Source organism: Mycobacterium sp. UM_11, assembly GCF_001414075.1.
Taxonomy (GTDB): domain Bacteria; phylum Actinomycetota; class Actinomycetes; order Mycobacteriales; family Mycobacteriaceae; genus Mycobacterium.
The window spans coordinates 1-17,611 of sequence record NZ_LATC01000016.1 but is presented as its reverse complement, the minus strand read 5'-3'; the positions used below and the strand labels follow the sequence as shown (position 1 = coordinate 17,611).

The 17,611-nt window shown below is 69.9% G+C and carries 20 protein-coding genes; 11 read left to right on the top strand and 9 right to left on the bottom strand.

What is annotated here, in order from left to right; all coding sequences use genetic code 11:
- Window positions 1-50 precede the first annotated feature (50 nt).
- Together WU80_RS06400 and WU80_RS06395 are read left to right on the top strand one after the other, a co-directional pair.
- Window positions 51-1,454, top strand: coding sequence for an MFS transporter (locus WU80_RS06400; RefSeq protein ID WP_231633760.1), 1,404 nt, complete (start codon window positions 51-53; stop codon window positions 1,452-1,454).
- Window positions 1,455-1,474: 20 nt separating this feature from the next.
- Entirely contained in the window at window positions 1,475-2,935 is a 1,461-nt protein-coding gene (locus WU80_RS06395) for an MFS transporter (RefSeq protein WP_231633759.1), read from the top strand.
- Here WU80_RS06395 and WU80_RS06390 read toward each other — a convergent pair.
- Window positions 2,922-3,152, bottom strand: a complete 231-nt coding sequence (locus tag WU80_RS06390) for a DUF4926 domain-containing protein (RefSeq protein ID WP_055400545.1) — start codon at window positions 3,150-3,152, stop codon at window positions 2,922-2,924. The genes WU80_RS06395 and WU80_RS06390 overlap by 14 nt on opposite strands.
- Window positions 3,153-3,327: 175 nt before the next feature.
- Between WU80_RS06390 and WU80_RS06385 the strand changes: the two genes are divergently transcribed.
- Window positions 3,328-4,149 carry a L,D-transpeptidase gene (locus WU80_RS06385; protein ID WP_055400547.1) on the top strand — a complete coding sequence of 274 codons (822 nt, stop codon included), beginning with the start codon at window positions 3,328-3,330 and terminating at the stop codon, window positions 4,147-4,149.
- An 88-nt stretch (window positions 4,150-4,237) separates the two neighbouring features.
- On the opposite strand, the gene WU80_RS06380 is transcribed toward WU80_RS06385, so the two are convergent.
- Entirely contained in the window at window positions 4,238-4,780 is a 543-nt protein-coding gene (locus tag WU80_RS06380) for a hypothetical protein (protein WP_055400549.1), read from the bottom strand.
- Window positions 4,781-5,060: 280 nt separating this feature from the next.
- On the opposite strand from WU80_RS06380, the gene WU80_RS06375 reads away from it, so the two are divergent.
- From WU80_RS06375 to WU80_RS06360, 4 genes are all read left to right on the top strand, one after another.
- Window positions 5,061-5,393 (top strand): DUF732 domain-containing protein, encoded by a 333-nt coding sequence (locus WU80_RS06375; protein ID WP_055400551.1) that lies wholly within the window; start codon window positions 5,061-5,063, stop codon window positions 5,391-5,393.
- A gap of 148 nt (window positions 5,394-5,541) precedes the next feature.
- Complete coding sequence (locus WU80_RS06370; protein ID WP_197281124.1) at window positions 5,542-5,856, top strand: DUF732 domain-containing protein; 315 nt, start codon at window positions 5,542-5,544, stop codon at window positions 5,854-5,856.
- 20 nt (window positions 5,857-5,876) lie between these two features.
- The gene (locus WU80_RS06365) at window positions 5,877-7,277 is read left to right on the top strand and encodes a mannitol dehydrogenase family protein (RefSeq protein ID WP_055400555.1); all 1,401 of its coding nucleotides are present in this window, start codon (window positions 5,877-5,879) and stop codon (window positions 7,275-7,277) included.
- The gene (locus tag WU80_RS06360; protein WP_055400557.1) at window positions 7,274-8,665 is read left to right on the top strand and encodes an FGGY family carbohydrate kinase; all 1,392 of its coding nucleotides are present in this window, start codon (window positions 7,274-7,276) and stop codon (window positions 8,663-8,665) included. The genes WU80_RS06365 and WU80_RS06360 overlap by 4 nt, the downstream gene beginning before the upstream one ends.
- On the opposite strand, the gene WU80_RS06355 is transcribed toward WU80_RS06360, so the two are convergent.
- Complete coding sequence (locus WU80_RS06355; protein ID WP_055400559.1) at window positions 8,662-10,152, bottom strand: bifunctional phosphatase PAP2/diacylglycerol kinase family protein; 1,491 nt, start codon at window positions 10,150-10,152, stop codon at window positions 8,662-8,664. The two genes, WU80_RS06360 and WU80_RS06355, sit on opposite strands and share 4 nt — an antisense overlap.
- 28 nt (window positions 10,153-10,180) lie before the next feature.
- On the opposite strand from WU80_RS06355, the gene WU80_RS06350 reads away from it, so the two are divergent.
- Complete coding sequence (locus tag WU80_RS06350) at window positions 10,181-10,927, top strand: hypothetical protein (RefSeq protein WP_055400587.1); 747 nt, start codon at window positions 10,181-10,183, stop codon at window positions 10,925-10,927.
- Here the strand turns inward: WU80_RS06350 and WU80_RS06345 are convergent.
- The 3 genes from WU80_RS06345 to WU80_RS06335 all read right to left on the bottom strand — a co-directional run bounded on the left by WU80_RS06345 (window position 10,906) and on the right by WU80_RS06335 (window position 12,636).
- Entirely contained in the window at window positions 10,906-11,577 is a 672-nt protein-coding gene (locus WU80_RS06345; RefSeq protein ID WP_055400590.1) for a GAP family protein, read from the bottom strand. The two genes, WU80_RS06350 and WU80_RS06345, sit on opposite strands and share 22 nt — an antisense overlap.
- 10 nt (window positions 11,578-11,587) lie before the next feature.
- A complete protein-coding gene (locus WU80_RS06340) occupies window positions 11,588-12,259 on the bottom strand; it encodes a GAP family protein (RefSeq protein WP_055400561.1) in 672 nt (223 codons plus the stop codon).
- Window positions 12,260-12,330: 71 nt separating this feature from the next.
- Complete coding sequence (locus WU80_RS06335) at window positions 12,331-12,636, bottom strand: hypothetical protein (protein WP_055400563.1); 306 nt, start codon at window positions 12,634-12,636, stop codon at window positions 12,331-12,333.
- Window positions 12,637-12,742: 106 nt separating this feature from the next.
- Here WU80_RS06335 and WU80_RS06330 point away from each other — a divergent pair, with 106 nt between their 5' ends.
- Window positions 12,743-12,970: a hypothetical protein gene (locus WU80_RS06330; protein ID WP_055400565.1), complete on the top strand. Its 228-nt coding sequence runs from the start codon at window positions 12,743-12,745 to the stop codon at window positions 12,968-12,970.
- Between the two features lie 52 nt (window positions 12,971-13,022).
- Complete coding sequence (locus WU80_RS06325) at window positions 13,023-14,531, top strand: glycosyltransferase family 39 protein (protein ID WP_055400567.1); 1,509 nt, start codon at window positions 13,023-13,025, stop codon at window positions 14,529-14,531.
- Here WU80_RS06325 and WU80_RS06320 read toward each other — a convergent pair whose 3' ends face one another.
- Window positions 14,532-15,356, bottom strand: a complete 825-nt coding sequence (locus WU80_RS06320; protein WP_055400569.1) for a family 16 glycosylhydrolase — start codon at window positions 15,354-15,356, stop codon at window positions 14,532-14,534.
- 153 nt (window positions 15,357-15,509) lie between these two features.
- Complete coding sequence (locus WU80_RS06315; protein WP_055400571.1) at window positions 15,510-16,562, bottom strand: NADP-dependent oxidoreductase; 1,053 nt, start codon at window positions 16,560-16,562, stop codon at window positions 15,510-15,512.
- Between the two features lie 20 nt (window positions 16,563-16,582).
- On the opposite strand from WU80_RS06315, the gene WU80_RS06310 reads away from it, so the two are divergent.
- On the top strand, window positions 16,583-17,299 hold the full coding sequence (locus WU80_RS06310) for a DUF3060 domain-containing protein (protein ID WP_055400573.1): 717 nt from the start codon (window positions 16,583-16,585) through the stop codon (window positions 17,297-17,299).
- A gap of 5 nt (window positions 17,300-17,304) precedes the next feature.
- Here the strand turns inward: WU80_RS06310 and WU80_RS06305 are convergent.
- Window positions 17,305-17,611, bottom strand: a 307-nt coding sequence (locus WU80_RS06305) for a hypothetical protein (RefSeq protein WP_055400575.1), incomplete at its 5' end; no start/stop codon positions are given.

Sequence of the window (17,611 nt, the reverse complement as noted above, 5' to 3'; positions counted from 1 at the left end):
TCCGCCGAATTGTGGGATAGACAGGAGTCACCGCCCGTATCGTCAAGCCCGTGAATCTCCGCGCGCACGGGCGGCACCCGCGCTGGATCATCGCGGCGATCTCGATGGCACTGTTCTGCGTGCAGATCGATTACTTCGCAATGAACCTCGCGTTGCCCCGCATGGCGTCGGACCTGCACAGCACCACGACCGATCTGCAGTGGGTCATCAGCGTCTACATGCTGACCCTGGGCGCGTTCATGGCGCCCGCCGGCCGCATCGGCGATATCTTCGGACGCCGCCGCACGCTGCTCGCCGGGATCGGGTTGTTCGCAATCGCGTCGGTGTTCTGCGCGGTCGCGCCATCGGCGCCGGTGGTTATCGCGTTCCGGGCCGTGCAAGGCCTCGGCGCCGCTCTGATCTTTCCGGTGTCCGTGAGCGTCCTGACCAATACGTTGCCCGCCGAAAGGTCTGGTCGCGCAATCGGACTGGCGTATGGCATCGCCGGCCTGGGAAACGCCGCCGGCCCCCTGGTGGGCGGGTTGCTGACCCAGACGCTCGGGTGGCGCTCGGTGTTCTGGATGCTGGTGCCGCTGTCGGCGATCTCGATCGCCATCGGCGCGAGAACCATCCCGGAGACCTCCGACACCAGCGTGCCGCGACGGGTGGATCTGGCCGGCCTGGCGCTGATCACGACTGGGATAGGGCTGTTCACCCTCGCCTTCGACCGAGCGCCGAACTGGGGGTGGTTGTCGCCGCCAGTGATCGGCGTATTCCTTGGCTCCGTTGCCTTGTTGGTCGGGTTCGTCGCGGTCGAGACGCGCGTGCGCTTCCCCCTGATCGACCTGTCGCTGCTGCGCAAGCCCCGCTTCACGGTCTTGGTCGTCGCCGGTACGGTCGCCAACATCGCGTACGTGGTGACCGTCTTTCTCGCCACGCTGAACCTCCAACAGGTGCGAGGCCTCGACCCGCTGATGGCCGGCTTGGCTTTCCTCGGCCCATCGGTCGGCGCGGCGCTCGGTGGTCCGGTGTCCGGACGCCTGGCGTCGCGCAACGCGCCCTTCGCCGTCATGGGCATCGGTTGCACCGGGGCGGCGGTGTCACTCGGCGTCCTGGCGTCCGCTGACAGCTTCGCGGTGTATCTCGCCGCGCTCAGCGCGTGCGGTTTCACCATGGGCCTGGTCTACGCGTTCACCACGGTGGCGACTCAGGCCGTCGTCGCGCCCGAGCGGGCCGGCGAAGCCGCGGGCGTCACGCTGACGTCCCTGGTCACTCTCGCGGGCGTGGGCGTTGCGGTGTCCAGCAGCGCGCTGGAGATGTTGCAGCACCACGGCGTCAGCACGGGTCACGGCATCCAAGTCATCCTCGCGGTCAGCGCCGCACTGCTGCTGCCGGCGGGCCTGGCCGTGCTGAGCGTCGCCCGCGTCAAGACGCCCGCGCCGGATTCCACGATGGCTGCGGGACAACACAATTAACCGATGTGTCGACTAGGGGCATGGCGAGCGAAGGGGGGCCGACGATGGTCGGTGAAAGCCCGGCGGTGACAACTGCTGACGGCGACGGCGGCAAGGAGCTTTCGTCCTCGCGAACCGCCGTCATGGTGGCCGCGTTGGCGTTGGCGGTGATGTCGTTCATGCTCAACGCGACCATGCTCGGCCCCGCGATCCGGGACATCAACACCCATCTCGGTCCCCACGCATACGCGTCCATGTCCGCCTACTTCTATCTCGCCGGCGCGATCGCCAACGTGGTCTTGATCCGATGGAGCGACTTCATCGGCCGCAGGCGTGTCCTGGTCGGCATCCTCACCCTCGTCTGCATCGGCACGTTGTTGTGCATCCTGGGCACCTCACTACCGGTGGTGGTCGCGGGCCGGGTGTTGCAGGGATGCGCGAACATCACGTACGGCCTCGCCTTCCTCATCATGCGAGAACACCTGAGCGATAAAGCCTTCGGCGTCTGCTGCGGTGTCATCTCGGCGATCAACGCGGGGGTGGCCGGGGTCGACGCGCTGCTCGCCGGTGTCCTGGTCGACCGCTTCGGCTATCGCTCCATCTTCGTCCTGACGTTGGTGGTCGGCATCGCCGCCGTCGCGCTGTGCCGGCTGGCCGTCCCCGCAGACGAACGCGGCCGCAAGAACACGGGCCGAATGGACTGGGCGGGCGCCGTCCTGATCGCGCTGACGGTCGCCGGGCTGAATCTGTATGTGTCCAACGGCGAACACTTGGGCTGGTCCGCGCCGCTCATGCTCGGCTGCCTTGCCGCGGCCGTCGCCGCCTGCGTCGGGCTCGTGGTGGTCGAGAAACGAGTCGCGACACCGTTGATCCACATCGACCAGATGCGGTCGCGATACGCGTGGCCGTTGATCGTCGTGACCATTCTCGTCTTCGGGTCATTCATGGTGGTGCTCAGCTACATCGTGCCGTCCCTCGCCGAGAACGACCGCGTCGGCTTCGCCGCCAGCGGGCAGCTCACGGCCCTGCTGTTCATCACTCCCGGCGCGCTGGCCCAACTTCTCACCGCCCCTTTGGTCGGGCGGCTCGCCGCCCAGATCGGCTTCGTGACGGTGTTGCGCACGGGCCTGGTCGGTTCCGTGGCCGTCACCGCCGCGCTTGCGGTGTTCACGCTCGACAAGATGGTGGTCGTCGCCCTCATGGCGGTGTTCGGCGTGGCGTTGGCGGTCGCGCTCACCCCGATGAGCGCGCTCGGCGTCCTTCAAGCTCCCCCGGACGAGCCGGGGTCGCTGCCGGGGATCGCCAACGCCTCCTACGGCATCGGCGGGTCACTCGGGTTCGCTTGGGCGGGAACGGTTGTCGGAGCCGGCACCCAAGCGGGTTACCAGTCCGCGTTGTGGGTTTGCGTCGGCATCGGCGCCGTCGCGGTCCTGGCGAGCCTCGTGCTGAAACCGCGGTCCGTGGCCTCGCCCGCCGACACACGAACTGCTAGCCACCCTTAGCCGGCCGCCACACCACTTCCAGGTCATCTTCGGCGAGGGTGACCAAGGCTCGGGTAATGCCGTCGCCGTCGCAAAACTCCACTTCGTAGGCGCGCCGGGCACCTTCTGAACCGGTCGTGTAGTCCATGACGACGGTCCCTCGTGAACCGGCCGGCAGGTCGTGCTCCGGCACCGCCCGGCGCAAGCGGACCACGTCGTATTCCTGAGGTCTCAACATCCTCCCCTCTCGGGGCCATCGAACCCCCGCCCACCTGCATATTGCCGGGCTAAACCCCCGTGGCCAAACCGTGACCGAGGCTTGACCAAATGCGAACGCGCCCTTGCGCTTCCGCTGGTCATCGCCCGTTTACGATCCCTATTGCAACTATGTCAGTTAAAAGGAAACGGAAGCCATGCGGACGGTCGTTCGGTGTGTTCTTGCGGGGGTCGGGGTAGCGGCGAGTGTGGTCGCGGGACCAACCGGTGCCAGCATGGCGGCGGCGACCCAGCCGCATCACTTGGCCATCGCGTCGGTGCTTCCGACTCGCGGCGCGACGGTGGGTGTGGCGCACCCGGTTGTGGTGACGTTCGACGCGCCCGTCGCGAACCGGCAGGCCGCCGAGCGCGCGATCGCGGTCACGTCGTCGCCCCCGATGACCGGCAAGTTTGACTGGCTGGACAACAAGGTGGTGCAGTGGGTTCCGGACCACTACTGGCCGGCGCACAGCACCATCGCGCTGGCGGTGGACGGCCGGGAGACGGAATTCAAAACGGGCCCAAAGGTCGTCGGCGTCGCCAACATCACCGACCACACCTTCAAGGTGACCATCGACGGAGTAGACGCGGCTCCGCTGCCGGCCCCGCACCATCGGCCGCACTTCGGCGAAGAGGGCGTGATGCCGGCTTCGATGGGTAGGCCGGAGTTCCCGACGCCCGTCGGCAACTACACTGTGTTGGCCAAAGACCGTTCGGTGCTTATGGATTCGAGCAGCGTCGGCATCCCGGTCGACGACCCCAACGGTTACATGCTCAACGTCGACTACGCCGTCCGGATCACCAACCGCGGCCTGTTCGTGCACTCCGCCCCGTGGGCGGTCCGCTCCCTCGGGCTGGAGAACGTCAGCCACGGCTGCATCAGCCTGAGCCCCGAAGACGCCGAGTGGTACTACAACACGGTCAACGTCGGCGACCCGGTGATCGTCCAGCAGGACCTGTGGGAGCGCCCACCTTCCTGAGCGGGCCGACGCTCGAAAGCCGCAACACCGAACCGCATACGAAAGGACCCGCTGGCCGAAGCCAGCGGGTCCTTTCGTATCGGAGGGCTCAGTGCGAGGGGCCGGGCGCCACCGGCTGACCGGGCTGGGGTCCGCCCGACGGCGCGGGACCGGTCGGTGCGTCCTTGACGCCCGACATGTCGATGAGCGGGGCGCCTTCGAGGGGGGCACCGGCCGCCAGTGGCCCACCGAGGGCAACCAGCGGAGCGCCCGCCGGCACCACCGGGGCGATGGGCAACGGCGCGCCCAGGGGCAACGGCAGCGGCGCGCCCAGCGGCAGCGGCACCGGCGCACCCAGCGGCACCGGCCCGGGCACCGCCAGGGGGACACCCGCCATGTCGGTGAGCGGCGCGCTCGCCGCGCAGATCGGCGCCGTCGGCGCGCCCGCGGCCGCCGCTCCGCCCGCGGCACCGGCACCGGCACCTCCCGGTCCGGCCAGCGGCGCACCGGCCTCGCCGGCCTGGCCCTCGATGCAGGCGTAGCCGCCCGTCTTCAGGGGCGCGGCCGCCGCATCCGGGCTCAACGCAAGCGCGGCCCCGCACAACCCAAGGCTGGCAAGTACTTTCACGTTCAACCGATCGACGATCGCCATCAGCGTCGACTCTCCTTTTAATTCGCGCTCACATATCTGATGCAGCAGATAACGAGCCAATTGTCGGCAGTCGACGCGAAACGCCGGAGGCGCCGCACCGCGTCGTTTCCAAATGGTGACGTCACAAGGGCGTCACGGTCGGCGGCGACTGCGGACCAGATGAATTCAATTTCGCGCAGCGTATTCACAGCGAATTTTAGGCTGACGCGATATCTCCCGGCGGTTCCATGGAAGGTGAACCGCAGGCAATCGGACGGTTACGAAGAAGGGAGCGCAAGCCATGACTGCACGCCGATTCGTGAACGCGGCGCTGGTGGGAGGCCCGCTCCTGGTCGCCGGGGTGCTCTGGGCCAGCCCGGCGCAGGCCGACGCGACCACATTCGTCAATGACCTGCACAAGAACGGGATCGGCGCGGTCAGCGGCGGGGACGAGGCGCTGGTGCAGATGGGCTTGGCCGTGTGCCAGCAGCTGTCGTGGGGCGCGCCGCCATCCCAACTCGAGGGCCTGGCGCTGCAACGCTCCGACAGCCGGCAGGGGGCCAGGGGCCTCACCCCCCAAGAGGCCGACGACGTCGTGATCGACGCCGTGCGCGACCTCTGCCCGAACGCTTAACCCACGGGTCTTTGCCGACTATTCATCATCGGGATTTATCTTCCACAGCGTGTTCCTTGGCGCTTTCGTGTAAAAGTGCATCATCCGAATCGGGCACGGGACGAAGGAGAAGATTTCGATGGCAGCACAACGGCCGTATGGCCGGTTCATGGGGGCGGCCCTGGTAGGGGGCCCACTTCTGGCCGCGGCGATCGCGTGGGCCGGCCCGGCGCGGGCCGACGGCGCTGCCTTCATCAACGACCTGCACAGCGCCGGCATCCACGCGGTCAACGGCGGCGACGAGGCGCTGTTGCAGATGGGCGCGGACCTGTGCCAACAACTTTCGTGGGGCGCCTCACCCCAACAGCTGGAGGGCCTGGCGATCCAGCGCTCGGACGCCGACCAGGGCACGGGCGGCATCAACGGCCGGCAGGCCGCGGACGTGGTGATCTTCGCCTTGCGCGATCTGTGCCCCAACGCTTGACGGTGAGCTAAGTTCCGGGAATGGAGCTGAGCGCGCGCAACCTGAGCGCTCTCGGCATCCCCGTCCCGACCTACGACCGCAGCCAGATCGGCGTCGGCATCGTGCATTTCGGCGTCGGCGGCTTTCACCGCTCCCATCAGGCCATGTACCTCGACAGGCTGCACAACGACGGGCTGGCCCGGGACTGGGGGATCTGCGGCGTCGGGGTGCTGCCGGGTGACCGCCGCATGCGCGACGCGCTCAGGGCCCAGGACTACCTGTACACGCTGATCCTCGAGCACCCCGACGGGACCCGGCAGCCGCGGGTCATCGGCTCGATCGTCGACTTCCTTTACGCGCCTGAGGATCCCGAGGCCGTCATCGAGCGGCTCGCGGCGCCTGCCACCCGGATCGTCTCGCTCACCATCACCGAGGGCGGCTACCAACCCCCGCTGAGCGACGTCTTCCCGCTGGTGGCCGAGGGGCTGAACCGGCGGCGGGAACGCGGGCTGCCCTCCCCCACGATCGTGTCGTGCGACAACATCGTGGAAAACGGGGAAGTGGCCCGCCGCGCATTCACGTCCCACGCCGAGCAGCTCAATCCCGAACTGGCGCAATGGATGGCCGAACACACCGCCTTCCCGAATTCGATGGTCGATCGCATCACGCCGGTCACCCCCGCCGAGGCCATCGCGCGGCTGGACGCCGAATTCGGTGTCCGCGACGCGTGGCCCGTGGTCGCCGAGCCGTTCGCCATGTGGGTGCTGCAGGACCGCTTCGCCGACGGCCGGCCCCCGCTGGAGCAAGCCGGCGTCCAACTGGTCGACGACGTGTCGCCGTACGAGGCGATGAAGCTGCGGCTGCTCAACGCCAGCCACCAGGGCCTGTGCTACTTCGCCTACCTGGCCGGATATCGACTGGTCCACGAAGCCGCACAGGATCCGGTGATCGCCGGATTCTTAAGCCGGTATCTGGAATCCGAGGCGATGCCGACCCTGGTGCGGGTCCCGGGGCTGACCGAGTTCAAGGACGGGCTCCTCCCCCGCTTCGCCAACGCCTACGTGCGCGACACCGTCGCCAGGCTGTGCGCCGACTCGTCCAACCGCATCCCCAAGTGGCTGCTGCCGGTGGTCGCCGACAACCTGCGTGACGGCGGGCCGGTGCGGCTGTCCGCGGCCATCGTCGCCAGCTGGGCCCGCTACGCCGAGGGCGTCGACGAAGGCGGCCGACCGATCGACGTGGTGGACGCGCTCGCCGACACGCTCACCCCGATCGCCCGGTCCCAGCGTGACCAGCCCACCGCCTTCCTCGCCAACCGCGCGGTGTTCGGTGACCTCGTCGACCAGCCCCGCTTCCGCGAGCCCTACCTGTGGGCGCTGGATTCCCTGCACCGGCACGGCGCGCGCGCCACATTGCGGGCGCTCATCGGGGCCGACGCATGACCCTGGTCGCCGGCATCGATTCGTCGACACAGTCCTGCAAGGTGCTGATCTGCGACGGCGCGACCGGCGAAGTGCTCCGCGAGGGCCGGGCCGACTACCCGCAGGGCACCGAAATCGACCCGGCGGCATGGGAATCCGCGACCCAACAGGCGATCGCGGCTGCCGGCGGGCTGGAGGGCGTCGAGGCGGTCGCGGTCGGCGCGCAGCAACACGGCATGGTGTGCCTGGACGCGGCCGGCCAGGTGGTTCGGCCCGCGCTGCTGTGGAACGACGTGCGGTCGGCCGACGCGGCGCGCGCGCTCGTCGACGAGCTGGGCGGGCCGGGGGCGTGGGCGCGGGCCGTCGGCGTCGTGCCGCTGGCCGCGATCACGGTGGCCAAGCTGCGTTGGCTCGCCGACCACGAGCCGGGGCACGCCGACCGCACGGCGGGCGTCTGCCTCCCGCACGACTGGCTGACGTGGCGGCTGCGCGGTGACGCCGACATCGCGGCCCTGACCACCGACCGCAGCGACGCCAGCGGCACCGGCTACTACGACGCCGCCCGCGGCGACTATCGGGTCGACCTCCTCGAGCTGGCCCTGCGCGGTCGCCGGCCACGACTGCCGACCGTGCTGGACCCGTCAGCCGGAACACAGAGCGGCACAACATTATTCGGGGCCGGTCTCGGGGACAACGCCGCAGCGGTGCTGGGCCTGGGCGCCGACCAGGGCGACGTGGTGGTCTCGGTCGGCACCTCGGGGGTGGTCGCCGCCGTCAGCGCCGACCCGGTCCGCGACGACGCCGGCTTCGTCGCCGGATTCGCCGACGGCACCGGGCGTTACCTGCCGCTGGTGTGCACCCTCAACGGGGCGCGGGTGCTGGACGCGGCCGCCGCCATGCTGCGCGTCGACCACGATGAGCTGTCGGAGCTCGCGCTGTCCGCGCCGCCGGGCAGCGCGGGGCTGGTGCTGGTGCCCTATCTGGAGGGTGAGCGAACCCCCAACCGCCCCAACGCCTCCGGTGCCCTGCACGGCCTGCGGGTCGCCAACGCGACGCCGGCCAACCTGGCCCGCGCCGCGGTGGAGGGGTTGCTGTGCGCGCTGGCCGACGGCCTGGCCCACCTGGCCGCGCACGGCGTCACCCCCCGCCGCGTCCTACTCATCGGCGGCGGCGCGGGGTCGCGGGCCCTGCGCGAGATCGCCCCGGCGGTGTTCGGCGTGCCCGTGCTGGCGCCGGCCCCGGCGCAGTACGTCGCGTTGGGCGCGGCGCGGCAGGCGGCGTGGGCGCTCAGCGGGTCACCGACACCGCCCGCCTGGACGCCGCCGCGGACCGACGAATACACCGCCGCCCCCACGCCCGACGTGCTCGCGCGCTATGCCCGACTGCGCGACCTCACCGAGGGCGCCTAGTCGCAGGGCCGAAAGACCGGCAGGACACGGTATTTGGCGGTGAAGCTGGCCTTCTCGTATTCGTCGCCGACCTCACCGTCATACGCGATGACCGTCGGCCCGTCCACGGCGGAGAACGCGAATTCCGGCACCTGCAGCTCGTGATAGAGCGGGCTTCTCTCCAGCCGACCCAATGCGAGCGCGGTCAGGATCCTGGTGCGCGACAGGCGGCGTCCCGCTTCGAGCATCCGGACGTCGATCAGGCCGTCGTCCATCCGGGTCCGTCGCGACGGGGCGAACCCGGTGGGCAGATACAGCGAGTTGCCGAGGAAGAACAGCGACGTCAGCAGCGTCTTGTTGTCATACGAGATCCGGACGGGCTGGTCGTTGCGCAAGGTGTGCAGCATCGCGTACAGACCGGCCAGCGGCTTGCCGATGCGCTTCTGAAGTTTCTCGCGCTGCCGGACGAAGGCCGGGTAGGCGCCGATGCTGGCCGTGTTGAGGACCATCTGACTTTCGTTGAGGCACACCAGGTCCACGCACGCCACGCTGCCGCGCCGGATCGCGTCGACCGTCTTGGCCACGGTGTCGCAGCCGATGTCCTTGGCGAAGTGGTTGAACGTTCCGGCGGGGAACACGGCCAGCGGCAGCCCGGTCTCGATGGCGACGCCGGCGGCGGCCGCCACGGTGCCGTCGCCGCCGCCGACGGCCAGCACCTCGGCGCGCTCGGCGGCCTCACGCAGGACGTCGGCCGGCTCGTCGTCGGGGCCCAGCTCCCGGATGTCGACCTTCGGCAGCGCCTTGCGCACCTCGTCGACGACACGGGCGCCGGTGCCGCTGCCGGATTCGGGGTTGATGACAAGCACCACCCCGGACCCGTCGGGCCGCTCGGGCGTCTCGACCCGCAGCGGTTCCGTCTTGGGCAGGGCCGTTTCGACGATCGGCGGGACCAGGCGGCCGCCCAGTACCGCCACGCCCGCCCCAATGCCGAACCCGGCGACGACGTCGCCCGGGTAGTGCGCGCCGGTGGCCACCCGCGACAGTCCGACCAGCCCGGCCAGCAGCGCCAGCCCGAATCCCACCATCGGGTTCTCCAGACCGACGCCGACGGCGAACGCGGCCGCGCTGGCCGAATGCCCCGACGGGAAGGAGTTGGACGTCGGCCGGCGACGGACCTGCCGGACCAGCGGCACCAGCTCGTACCCGGGCCGCGGGCGGCGCCGGATGCGTTTGGCGACCTGGTTGGTGACCAGGCTGGTGAGCGCCAGCGTCACGACGCCGCGCGTTGCGCCGCGCTGCGCGCTCTTGTTGCCCGAAGCCATCAGGGCGGCGGCGATGGCGAACCACAGCTTGGAGTTGTCGGCCGCCCGGGTCAGCGGCGGCATGACCGCATCCAGCAGCGGGGTGTCGGTCTCGGCGATCGCCTCGAAGATCTCCCGGTCCAGGGTGCCCAGCCCCCGGGTGATCTGGTTGATGCCGCGCGCGCGTTGCCAGGGCCGCCTGTTCATTCGCTACACCCTAAATTGGTTGGCGGACATGGACGCACCGGGCTACTACCAGAGATGGCGGGAAAACGCCGCGCGGCGGGGCGTGGCCCCGGACGTCCTCGCCGAGATCACCCGGCGGCACGCCGTCACCGCGGACAGCTTCCGTCCGCTCGCGAAGACCGTCGAGATCCGCGACCCGGACGGCAAGTCGTTCTTTCTGCTGCCCCGCGGCGTCAGTGGCGGCGACGCCCGCGCGGCGGTGCTGGGCACCTACGTCCTGAACGCCGGCACCGGCTACGGCGGCGGGGGCGGGCGGCGCACCGATTTCCCCCCGACGCCCTACGGCGCCGCCGAGATCACTCGAATCATGCGGCGGCAGAACGCGAACCACTGGAGCTACGCGCGCGACGTCGGCTTCGTCGACCGCAACGGCGGGCGTCTGGTCACGACGCCGAACGGCATCCTGATGGGTCTGGGCGGCAACTGGATCCAGCGGCAATTCTGCCGGCGGGGCGGCACCACCTGGGGCGACATCTTCATGGTCAACATGGGCGCCGTCACCGACCCGGCCGAGCGGCTGCGCCGGATCATCGAGTCCGGGCGCGCCTGGCACGACCTGGATCGGGTGCTGCACCACGAGGAGCGGCACTGCCGGCAGTGGGCGGCGAAGGGCTACGCGGGCATGCTGCGCGATTACGGCTGGGAGCTCATCCGCGAATACGCCTTCGGTGCGGTCAACCGGCTCGAGGCGGACGCCGGCCTGGCCGACGGCGGCTACAGCGCGTCGATCCCGTGATAGAGCACCATCGCACCGATCAGCACCAGGACCGCCGCCAGCAGGGCGGCGTTGTTGCGGTCCATCCAGTCCTTGAGCCTGGCCAGCGTGTCGTCGAGGCGGCTGCCGGCGGCCGCATAGGCCAGGATCGGGATCGCCACGCTTGACGCCGCGATCGCGACGAAGAAGGCGGCGGCCAGCCAGTCACCGGCGAGGCCGAGTCCGGCGGTGCCGATGCCCAGCCCGGCCGGAACGCAGATCAGCAGCACGTCCGGCCGCACCACCGCCAGGACGGCCCCCATGATCCCGGCCCGGGCCGGGGTGATGGTGGCGAACGAGCGCATCCAGGCCGGGGACTCGGCGTGGCCGTGCCGGTTCAGCCACTTGTAGATGCCGTACACGATCAGCCCCGAACCCAGCACCACACGCAGCCACGACGACCATCGCGGCGGCGACTTGTCGAGGCCGCCGAGCAGGTGGGAGGCGGTGACCGAGAGCGCCGTCAGCGCGGCAAGGGTCAGCGCCCAGCCGGCGAGGAAGGCGAGGCCCGTCGGCCGCGGCCGCGGCGCCTGCAGCACGAGCACGGCCGGGATGACCGTGAGCGGCGAGAGCGAGATGACCAGTCCGAGCGGAACGAGCCCGGTGAGCACGGTGCCCCAGCTGCCTGCCATGGGCAGCAATCTACAGGGCGTGAATCCCGTTGTAGAGCACCATCAAACCGATCAAAACCAGGATGACCGCCAGCAGCGTGGCGTGGTTTTCCTCCATCCAGACTTTGAGGCGTTCCAGCGCATCGTCGAGGCGGTCGCCCGCGCCGGCGTACGCCAGGATCGGGATGGCGACCGTCGACGCGGCGATCACGAGAAACACCGTGGCGGCCACCAGCTGGCGGGCCGCGCCCAGGCCGCTGCTGCCGACGGCCAACCCGGCCGCCGCGCACAGGATCAGCACCTCGGGCCGCAGCACCACCAGCACCGCCCCGGTCACCCCCGCGCGCGCCGGGGTCAGCGTCGAGAACGAGCGCATCCAGCGCGGCATGGCTGCGTGCCGATGCCGGGTCAGCCAGTGGTATCCGCCCAACGCGATCAGCGCCGACCCGAGCACCACGCGCAGCCACGACGCCCACGTCGGCGGCGCCTTGTGCAGGCCTTCCAGCAGGCCCGAGCCGCCGACGAACGCGGCGGTCAGGGCGACCAGACCCAGCACCCACCCGGCGAGGAAGGCCAGGCCGGTCGGCCGCGGTCGCGGGGAGTGCAAGACGAGCACCGCCGGGATGACCGTGATCGGCGACAGCGCGATGACCGCCGCCAGCGCGACCAGCTTGGTCAATACCGAGCCCCAACTTGCGTCCACGGGCAGCAATCATCGCATCGGCTTGGCGCGCCCGCACGGCTCCGGCGTAAGCGCCGCCGCCGGAACGGCTTTCAGCGTCTCCGGCGCAGCGTCCAGGCGGGCACCCAGTGCGTCACGGTTTTGCGCTCGGAACCATACGCGATCGGGTAGGTCACCAGCCCCCACCAGTCGCCCTGCTCGCACAGGCCCCAGCAGCTCAGCAGGCCCTCGACCACCTTGTGCAGTTGCAGTCCGTTGGGCTGGTACCGGCCGGAGCGGTGCGGCTCGCGCGGGAACAGGACCGTCAGGTCCACCAGCACCGCGATCGGCGGGCGCACCACCCGAAACGGGCTGCGGACCGGCTGGCCGTTGTACCCGATGGACGCGAACTGCCCCATCGATCGATCATACGTTCGAACAGTGCCGGTTCGTCGAGTTCCCTGTTTTCGATCCCACGCCCTCGCCGATCGATATAGTCGGCTCAACCATCAAGGGGAGGTCCACATGAAGATCGCTTGCGCCGCTGGCCTATTCGCGCTGGCCGGGCTGCTCACCGCCGGGGTGGGCGTGGCCGCCGCCGACCAGGTCGAGGTCGAGGGCAACTACTCGAGTCTGGCCGGTTGCGAGGCCGACGCCCCGAACGTCGAGATCACCCATAACGACCACCTCTACACCCACTGGGACTGCCGCCAGGGCTCCGACGGCTTCTGGCACGTCTGGCTGCTGAACTGACCCGGCGCTAGGGCCCGACGGGCCGGGGGCACGCTTCTGGCACCATAGCGACGTGCGGAACCCGCTTCGCCGCCCGCCGGCCGCGCTGGACCCGCTGCTCGTCGGCCTGCTCGCGGTCGCGGTGAGCCTGGGTGGCGCGGGCCGCCCCTCCTTCTGGTACGACGAGGCCGCCACCATTTCGGCCGCATACAGTCGTTCGCTTGCCCAGCTGTGGCGGATGCTGGGCAACGTCGACGCCGTGCACGGCCTGTACTACCTGCTGATGCACGCCTGGTTTCAGGTGTTCGGACCGACGGAGTTCTTCTCGCGCGTGCCCAGTGGGCTGGCCGTCGGGGGCGCGGCCGCCGGAATCGTGGTGCTGGGCAAGCAGTTCTCGACGCGCACCGTCGCGGTGGCCTCCGGTGTCTTCTGCGCCGTCTTGCCCCGGGCCACCTGGGCGGGCATCGAGGCCCGCCCCTACGCGCTGTCCATGATGGCCGCGGTGTGGCTGACGGTGTTGTTGGTGTGCGCCGCGCGCCGCGACACGGGTTGGCTATGGGTGGCCTACGGCCTCGCCCTGGCGGCGTCGATCACGCTGGAGGTGTACCTCGCGTTGCTGGTGGCGGTGCACTTGGTCGTCGTATCCGGTTGCGCGCGAAGGGTTGTGTTGCGATTCGGCGTCACCGCGGCCGCCGCGGTCGGCGCCATGGCGCCGTTCCTGCTCACGGTCGCCGGGCAGGCGCACCAGATCAGCTGGATCGCCCCGATCGGTCGCCGGACGCTCGAAGACGTGGTGGTGCAACAGTATTTCGAGCGCAGCCCCCCGTTCGCCGTGCTGTCGGCGCTCGTGATCGCGGCGGCCATCGCCGTGTGGTCGGTCAGGGCGCCCTTGGCGCGGGCCGACCGGCAGCTGCTGACCCTGGCGGCCGCCTGGCTCGCGCTGCCGACTGCCGCCATCGTGATCTACTCGGCGCTGGTGCACCCGATCTACACCCCGCGCTACCTGTCCTTCACGGCACCCGGCATGGCGCTGATCCTGGGCGTCTGCGCGGCCGCGGTGACCGCCCGGCCCTGGCTGACGGCGGCCCTGGTCGCCCTGTTCGGCGTCGCCGCCGCGCCCAATTATGTTCTTGCGCAGCGTAATCCGTACGCCAAGTACGGGATGGATTACAGCCAGGTTGCCGACCTGATCACCGCGAAGGCGGCCCCGGGCGATTGCCTGCTGGTGAACGACACGGTGACATTCATGCCCGCCCCGATGCGCCCGCTCATGGCGGCGCGCCCGGACGCCTACCGCAAGCTGGTCGACCTCACCCTGTGGCAGCGGGCCACCGACCGCAACGACGTCTTCGACACCAACCTCATTCCCGAGGTCGTCGCGACGCCGTTGAGCCACTGCGGCGTCGTGTGGATCATCACCCAGGCCGACCCGTCACAGCCGGCCCACGAGCAGGGCCCGGCCATCCCGCCCGGACCGGTCTACGGCGCGACGCCGTCCTTCGCGGTCCCACACGACCTGGGTTTCCGGCTCGTCGAGCGCTGGCAGTTCAACCTGGTGCAGGTGTTCAAGGCGCAGCGCTAGTCACCAGATGCGGACGTAGTCGACCAGCATCGAGGCCGGGAACGTCCCCGCCGCCGGATCGCCGGCGCCGACCCCGCCCACGGCGAGGGTGAACATCGGCGTCATCCAGTAGCCGGGCTTGTTGAACGGCCACCGGAAGTCGTCGGGGGCGCCGCCGGCCACGTGGATGGGCTTGTTGGGCACCTTGAAGTACTCGGCCCCGTCCCGCGAGAACTCGAATCCCTCTTCGCCCCAATGCATTCGCCAGGTGTGCCAGGCACCGTCGACCAACCCGGGAATGGATTTGCCCTCCCAGGTCTTGCCGTTGGACGCGGCGTGGACCGTAGTGCCCGGGGGCCACGACCCGTTGCCGTACCACTCGAAGACGTCCACCTCCCCGTCGGGCAGCGGGTCCTCGTTGACCCCCCAGAACGACGGCCACAGGCCGGGGTAGAGGCAGTCGAGCTTGATCCGCGCCTCCCAGGTCTGGTTGATCATGCTGCGGAAGTTCCCGCGCAGCTTGCCGCTGTAATAGGTGTTGCTCAGCACGTCATGGGTGGCGCACAGGACCAGGTTGGAGTGCCCGTCGACGAACACGTTCTGGCGGTCGTCGCGGTAGATCCCGTCGACCGGTGGGAAGACGTCGTCCTGCCAGGTCTGGATGGTCCATTTGCCCGGGTCGGGCGCCGAGCCCGCGGGGCCGTCGAACTCGTCGGCGAAGATGTACGGCCCGCCGCCGGCCGTCGGCGCCTGCGGTGCCGGCGGGGTGGCCCAGGCACCCGGCAACCGCATCGCAGCCCCGAACAAGCCGAGCCCCGACATCAACATCATGCTGCGACGATCCATCTACAACCCACCAATCGTGAAAGCCGGCTCCGACCTAGCGCGATACCCCTGAGCAACTTTTGCAAACGGTGTTATGAAACCACGCGCCGGGGTGCCACGCATGCCACACCCGGGCCGTGGCGGCGACTTTTCGCACGCTGACGACGGCGCGGGTCAGCCCGAAGCCGGTTCGCTGAGCTTGACCAGCGTCTTGCCGATGTTGACCCCGGTGAACAAACCGTTCAGGGCGTCGACGCACGACTCGATCCCGTCAAAGATGGTCTCCCGGTGCCGCAGGCGGCCCTCGGCCTCCCACTTGCGCAGGGCGGCGAAGGCCTCGTCGAAGCGGCCCCATTCGTCGAGGGAGTTGAACCCCTGCATCAACGCGGTCTTCGACAGCAGGTTCACGTAGTTGGCCGGGCCGGGATGCTCGCCGGTCAGGTAACTGGAGATCACCCCGCACAGGACGACCCGGGCGTGCTGGGCCAGGCGGCCCAGCACCGCGTTGAGGATGGGCCCGCCGACGTTGTCGAAGTAGACGTCCACGCGCCGCGGGCAGTGCTGCTTGAGCGCGGCCGCGACGTCCTCGTTCTTGTAGTCGATGCACGCGTCGAAACCGAAGTCCTCGACCACCGCCCGACACTTTTCCGGCCCGCCCGCGATGCCCACCACCCGGGCGCCGGCGATCTTGGCGATCTGCCCCGCCACCGATCCGGTGGCGCCGGCGGCCGCGGACACCACGACGGTCTCGCCGGCCTTGGGCCGGCCGATGTCGGTCATTCCGAAATAGGCGGTGGCGCCGGTCGGCCCGTACACCGACATGATCGCCAGCTGGTCGTCCTCGCCCGGGATGGGCGTGCTGAACAGGTCGTCGCGGATGATCGCGTATTCCGAAAATCCGGTCAGCGTGGTGACGACGTCGCCGACGGCGTAGGCGTCGCAGCGCGACGCGACCACCTCGCCGATGCCGGCCGCGCGGATGACCTCGCCCAGCTGCACCGGCGGCAGGTAGCCGGGCTGGTCGTCGAGCCAGGTGCGGGCGGCCGCGTCGATTCCGACATAGGTGGTGCGCAGCAGCGCCTCCCCCTCCGCGGGTTCGGGCGCCGGCACGGTGACCAGCTCCGTGTCACCCGGCTGGACAAGCCCGGTGGGGCGGCGACGCAACAAGACCTGACGGTTCGGCAAGGACACGAAGCAGAAAATACCGAACCAGCCGAAATCACCCATGCGAATGGCATATTCAACCCATGGCAGCAAACGACGACCCGGAGGATCGGATCCGGGAACTCGAGCGCCCGCTCGCCGACGCGGCGCGGGCATCCGAAGCTAGCAGCGCAGCGCCCGCGGCCCCGGCGTACTCGCCCGGGCCGGGGGCCCCGCCGCCACCGCCGCCGTCCTGGAACTACGGCGGCTACGGCGGCCCGTTCGGCGGCCCGCCCCCGCAGGGCCCGTCGGGCAACCGCATGTGGTGGATCCTGGGCACGGTCATCGCCATCGGCGTGCTGGCGCTGGCGGGCGGCATCGCCGCCTTCGCCGCCCACCAGCTTTCCGGTGTCCGATCGATCATCAGCTCCCCGCCGACGATCTCCGGGACGTTCGGTCCGCCGTCGACCTTCACCACCGGCCCCGCGCCTTCGACCACCCGGACCAGGACGACCACGCCGTCGCCGTCGGCGTCGACGTCACCGACCCCGGCGCCGGGCGAAAGGATCAGCGTCTCCGGAATCGGCGAGACCCGGACCATCGCCTGCAACCAGAACACCGTCAGCGTGAGCGGGGTGTCGAACACGGTGGTGATCACCGGGCACTGCGCCAGCCTCACCGTGTCGGGGGTGCAGAACGAGATCACCGTCGACTCCGTCGACAGCATCGAAGCCTCCGGCTTCAGCAACAAGGTCACCTACCATTCGGGCACGCCGAAGGTCGGCAACTCGGGTAGTTCGAACGTCGTCCAGCAGGGCTGAGGGCGTTACGCCGGCTCGCCGGATTCCTCGTCGGGCGAATCGCCGTCGAGCACGCTGACCGCGATCCCATAGGGCAGGAATCGCACTTTGCGCTTGGGGTCGACGTTCTCCTTGTTGGCCCGCAGCGCGTCGAGCTCGGTCGCGTAGACCTGTTCGACGTGCGCGCCGCCGTCGGCGTCCACCGTGTAAATGGCCCAGACGCCGTCGCCCGCCTCGCCGGCGGTCTCCGGCTCCGGGCGCGGGCGGCGCGACAGGTCGTCGAAGAACGATGACCACCCGGGCCGGGCCCCGGGGCTGTCTCTTATACACATC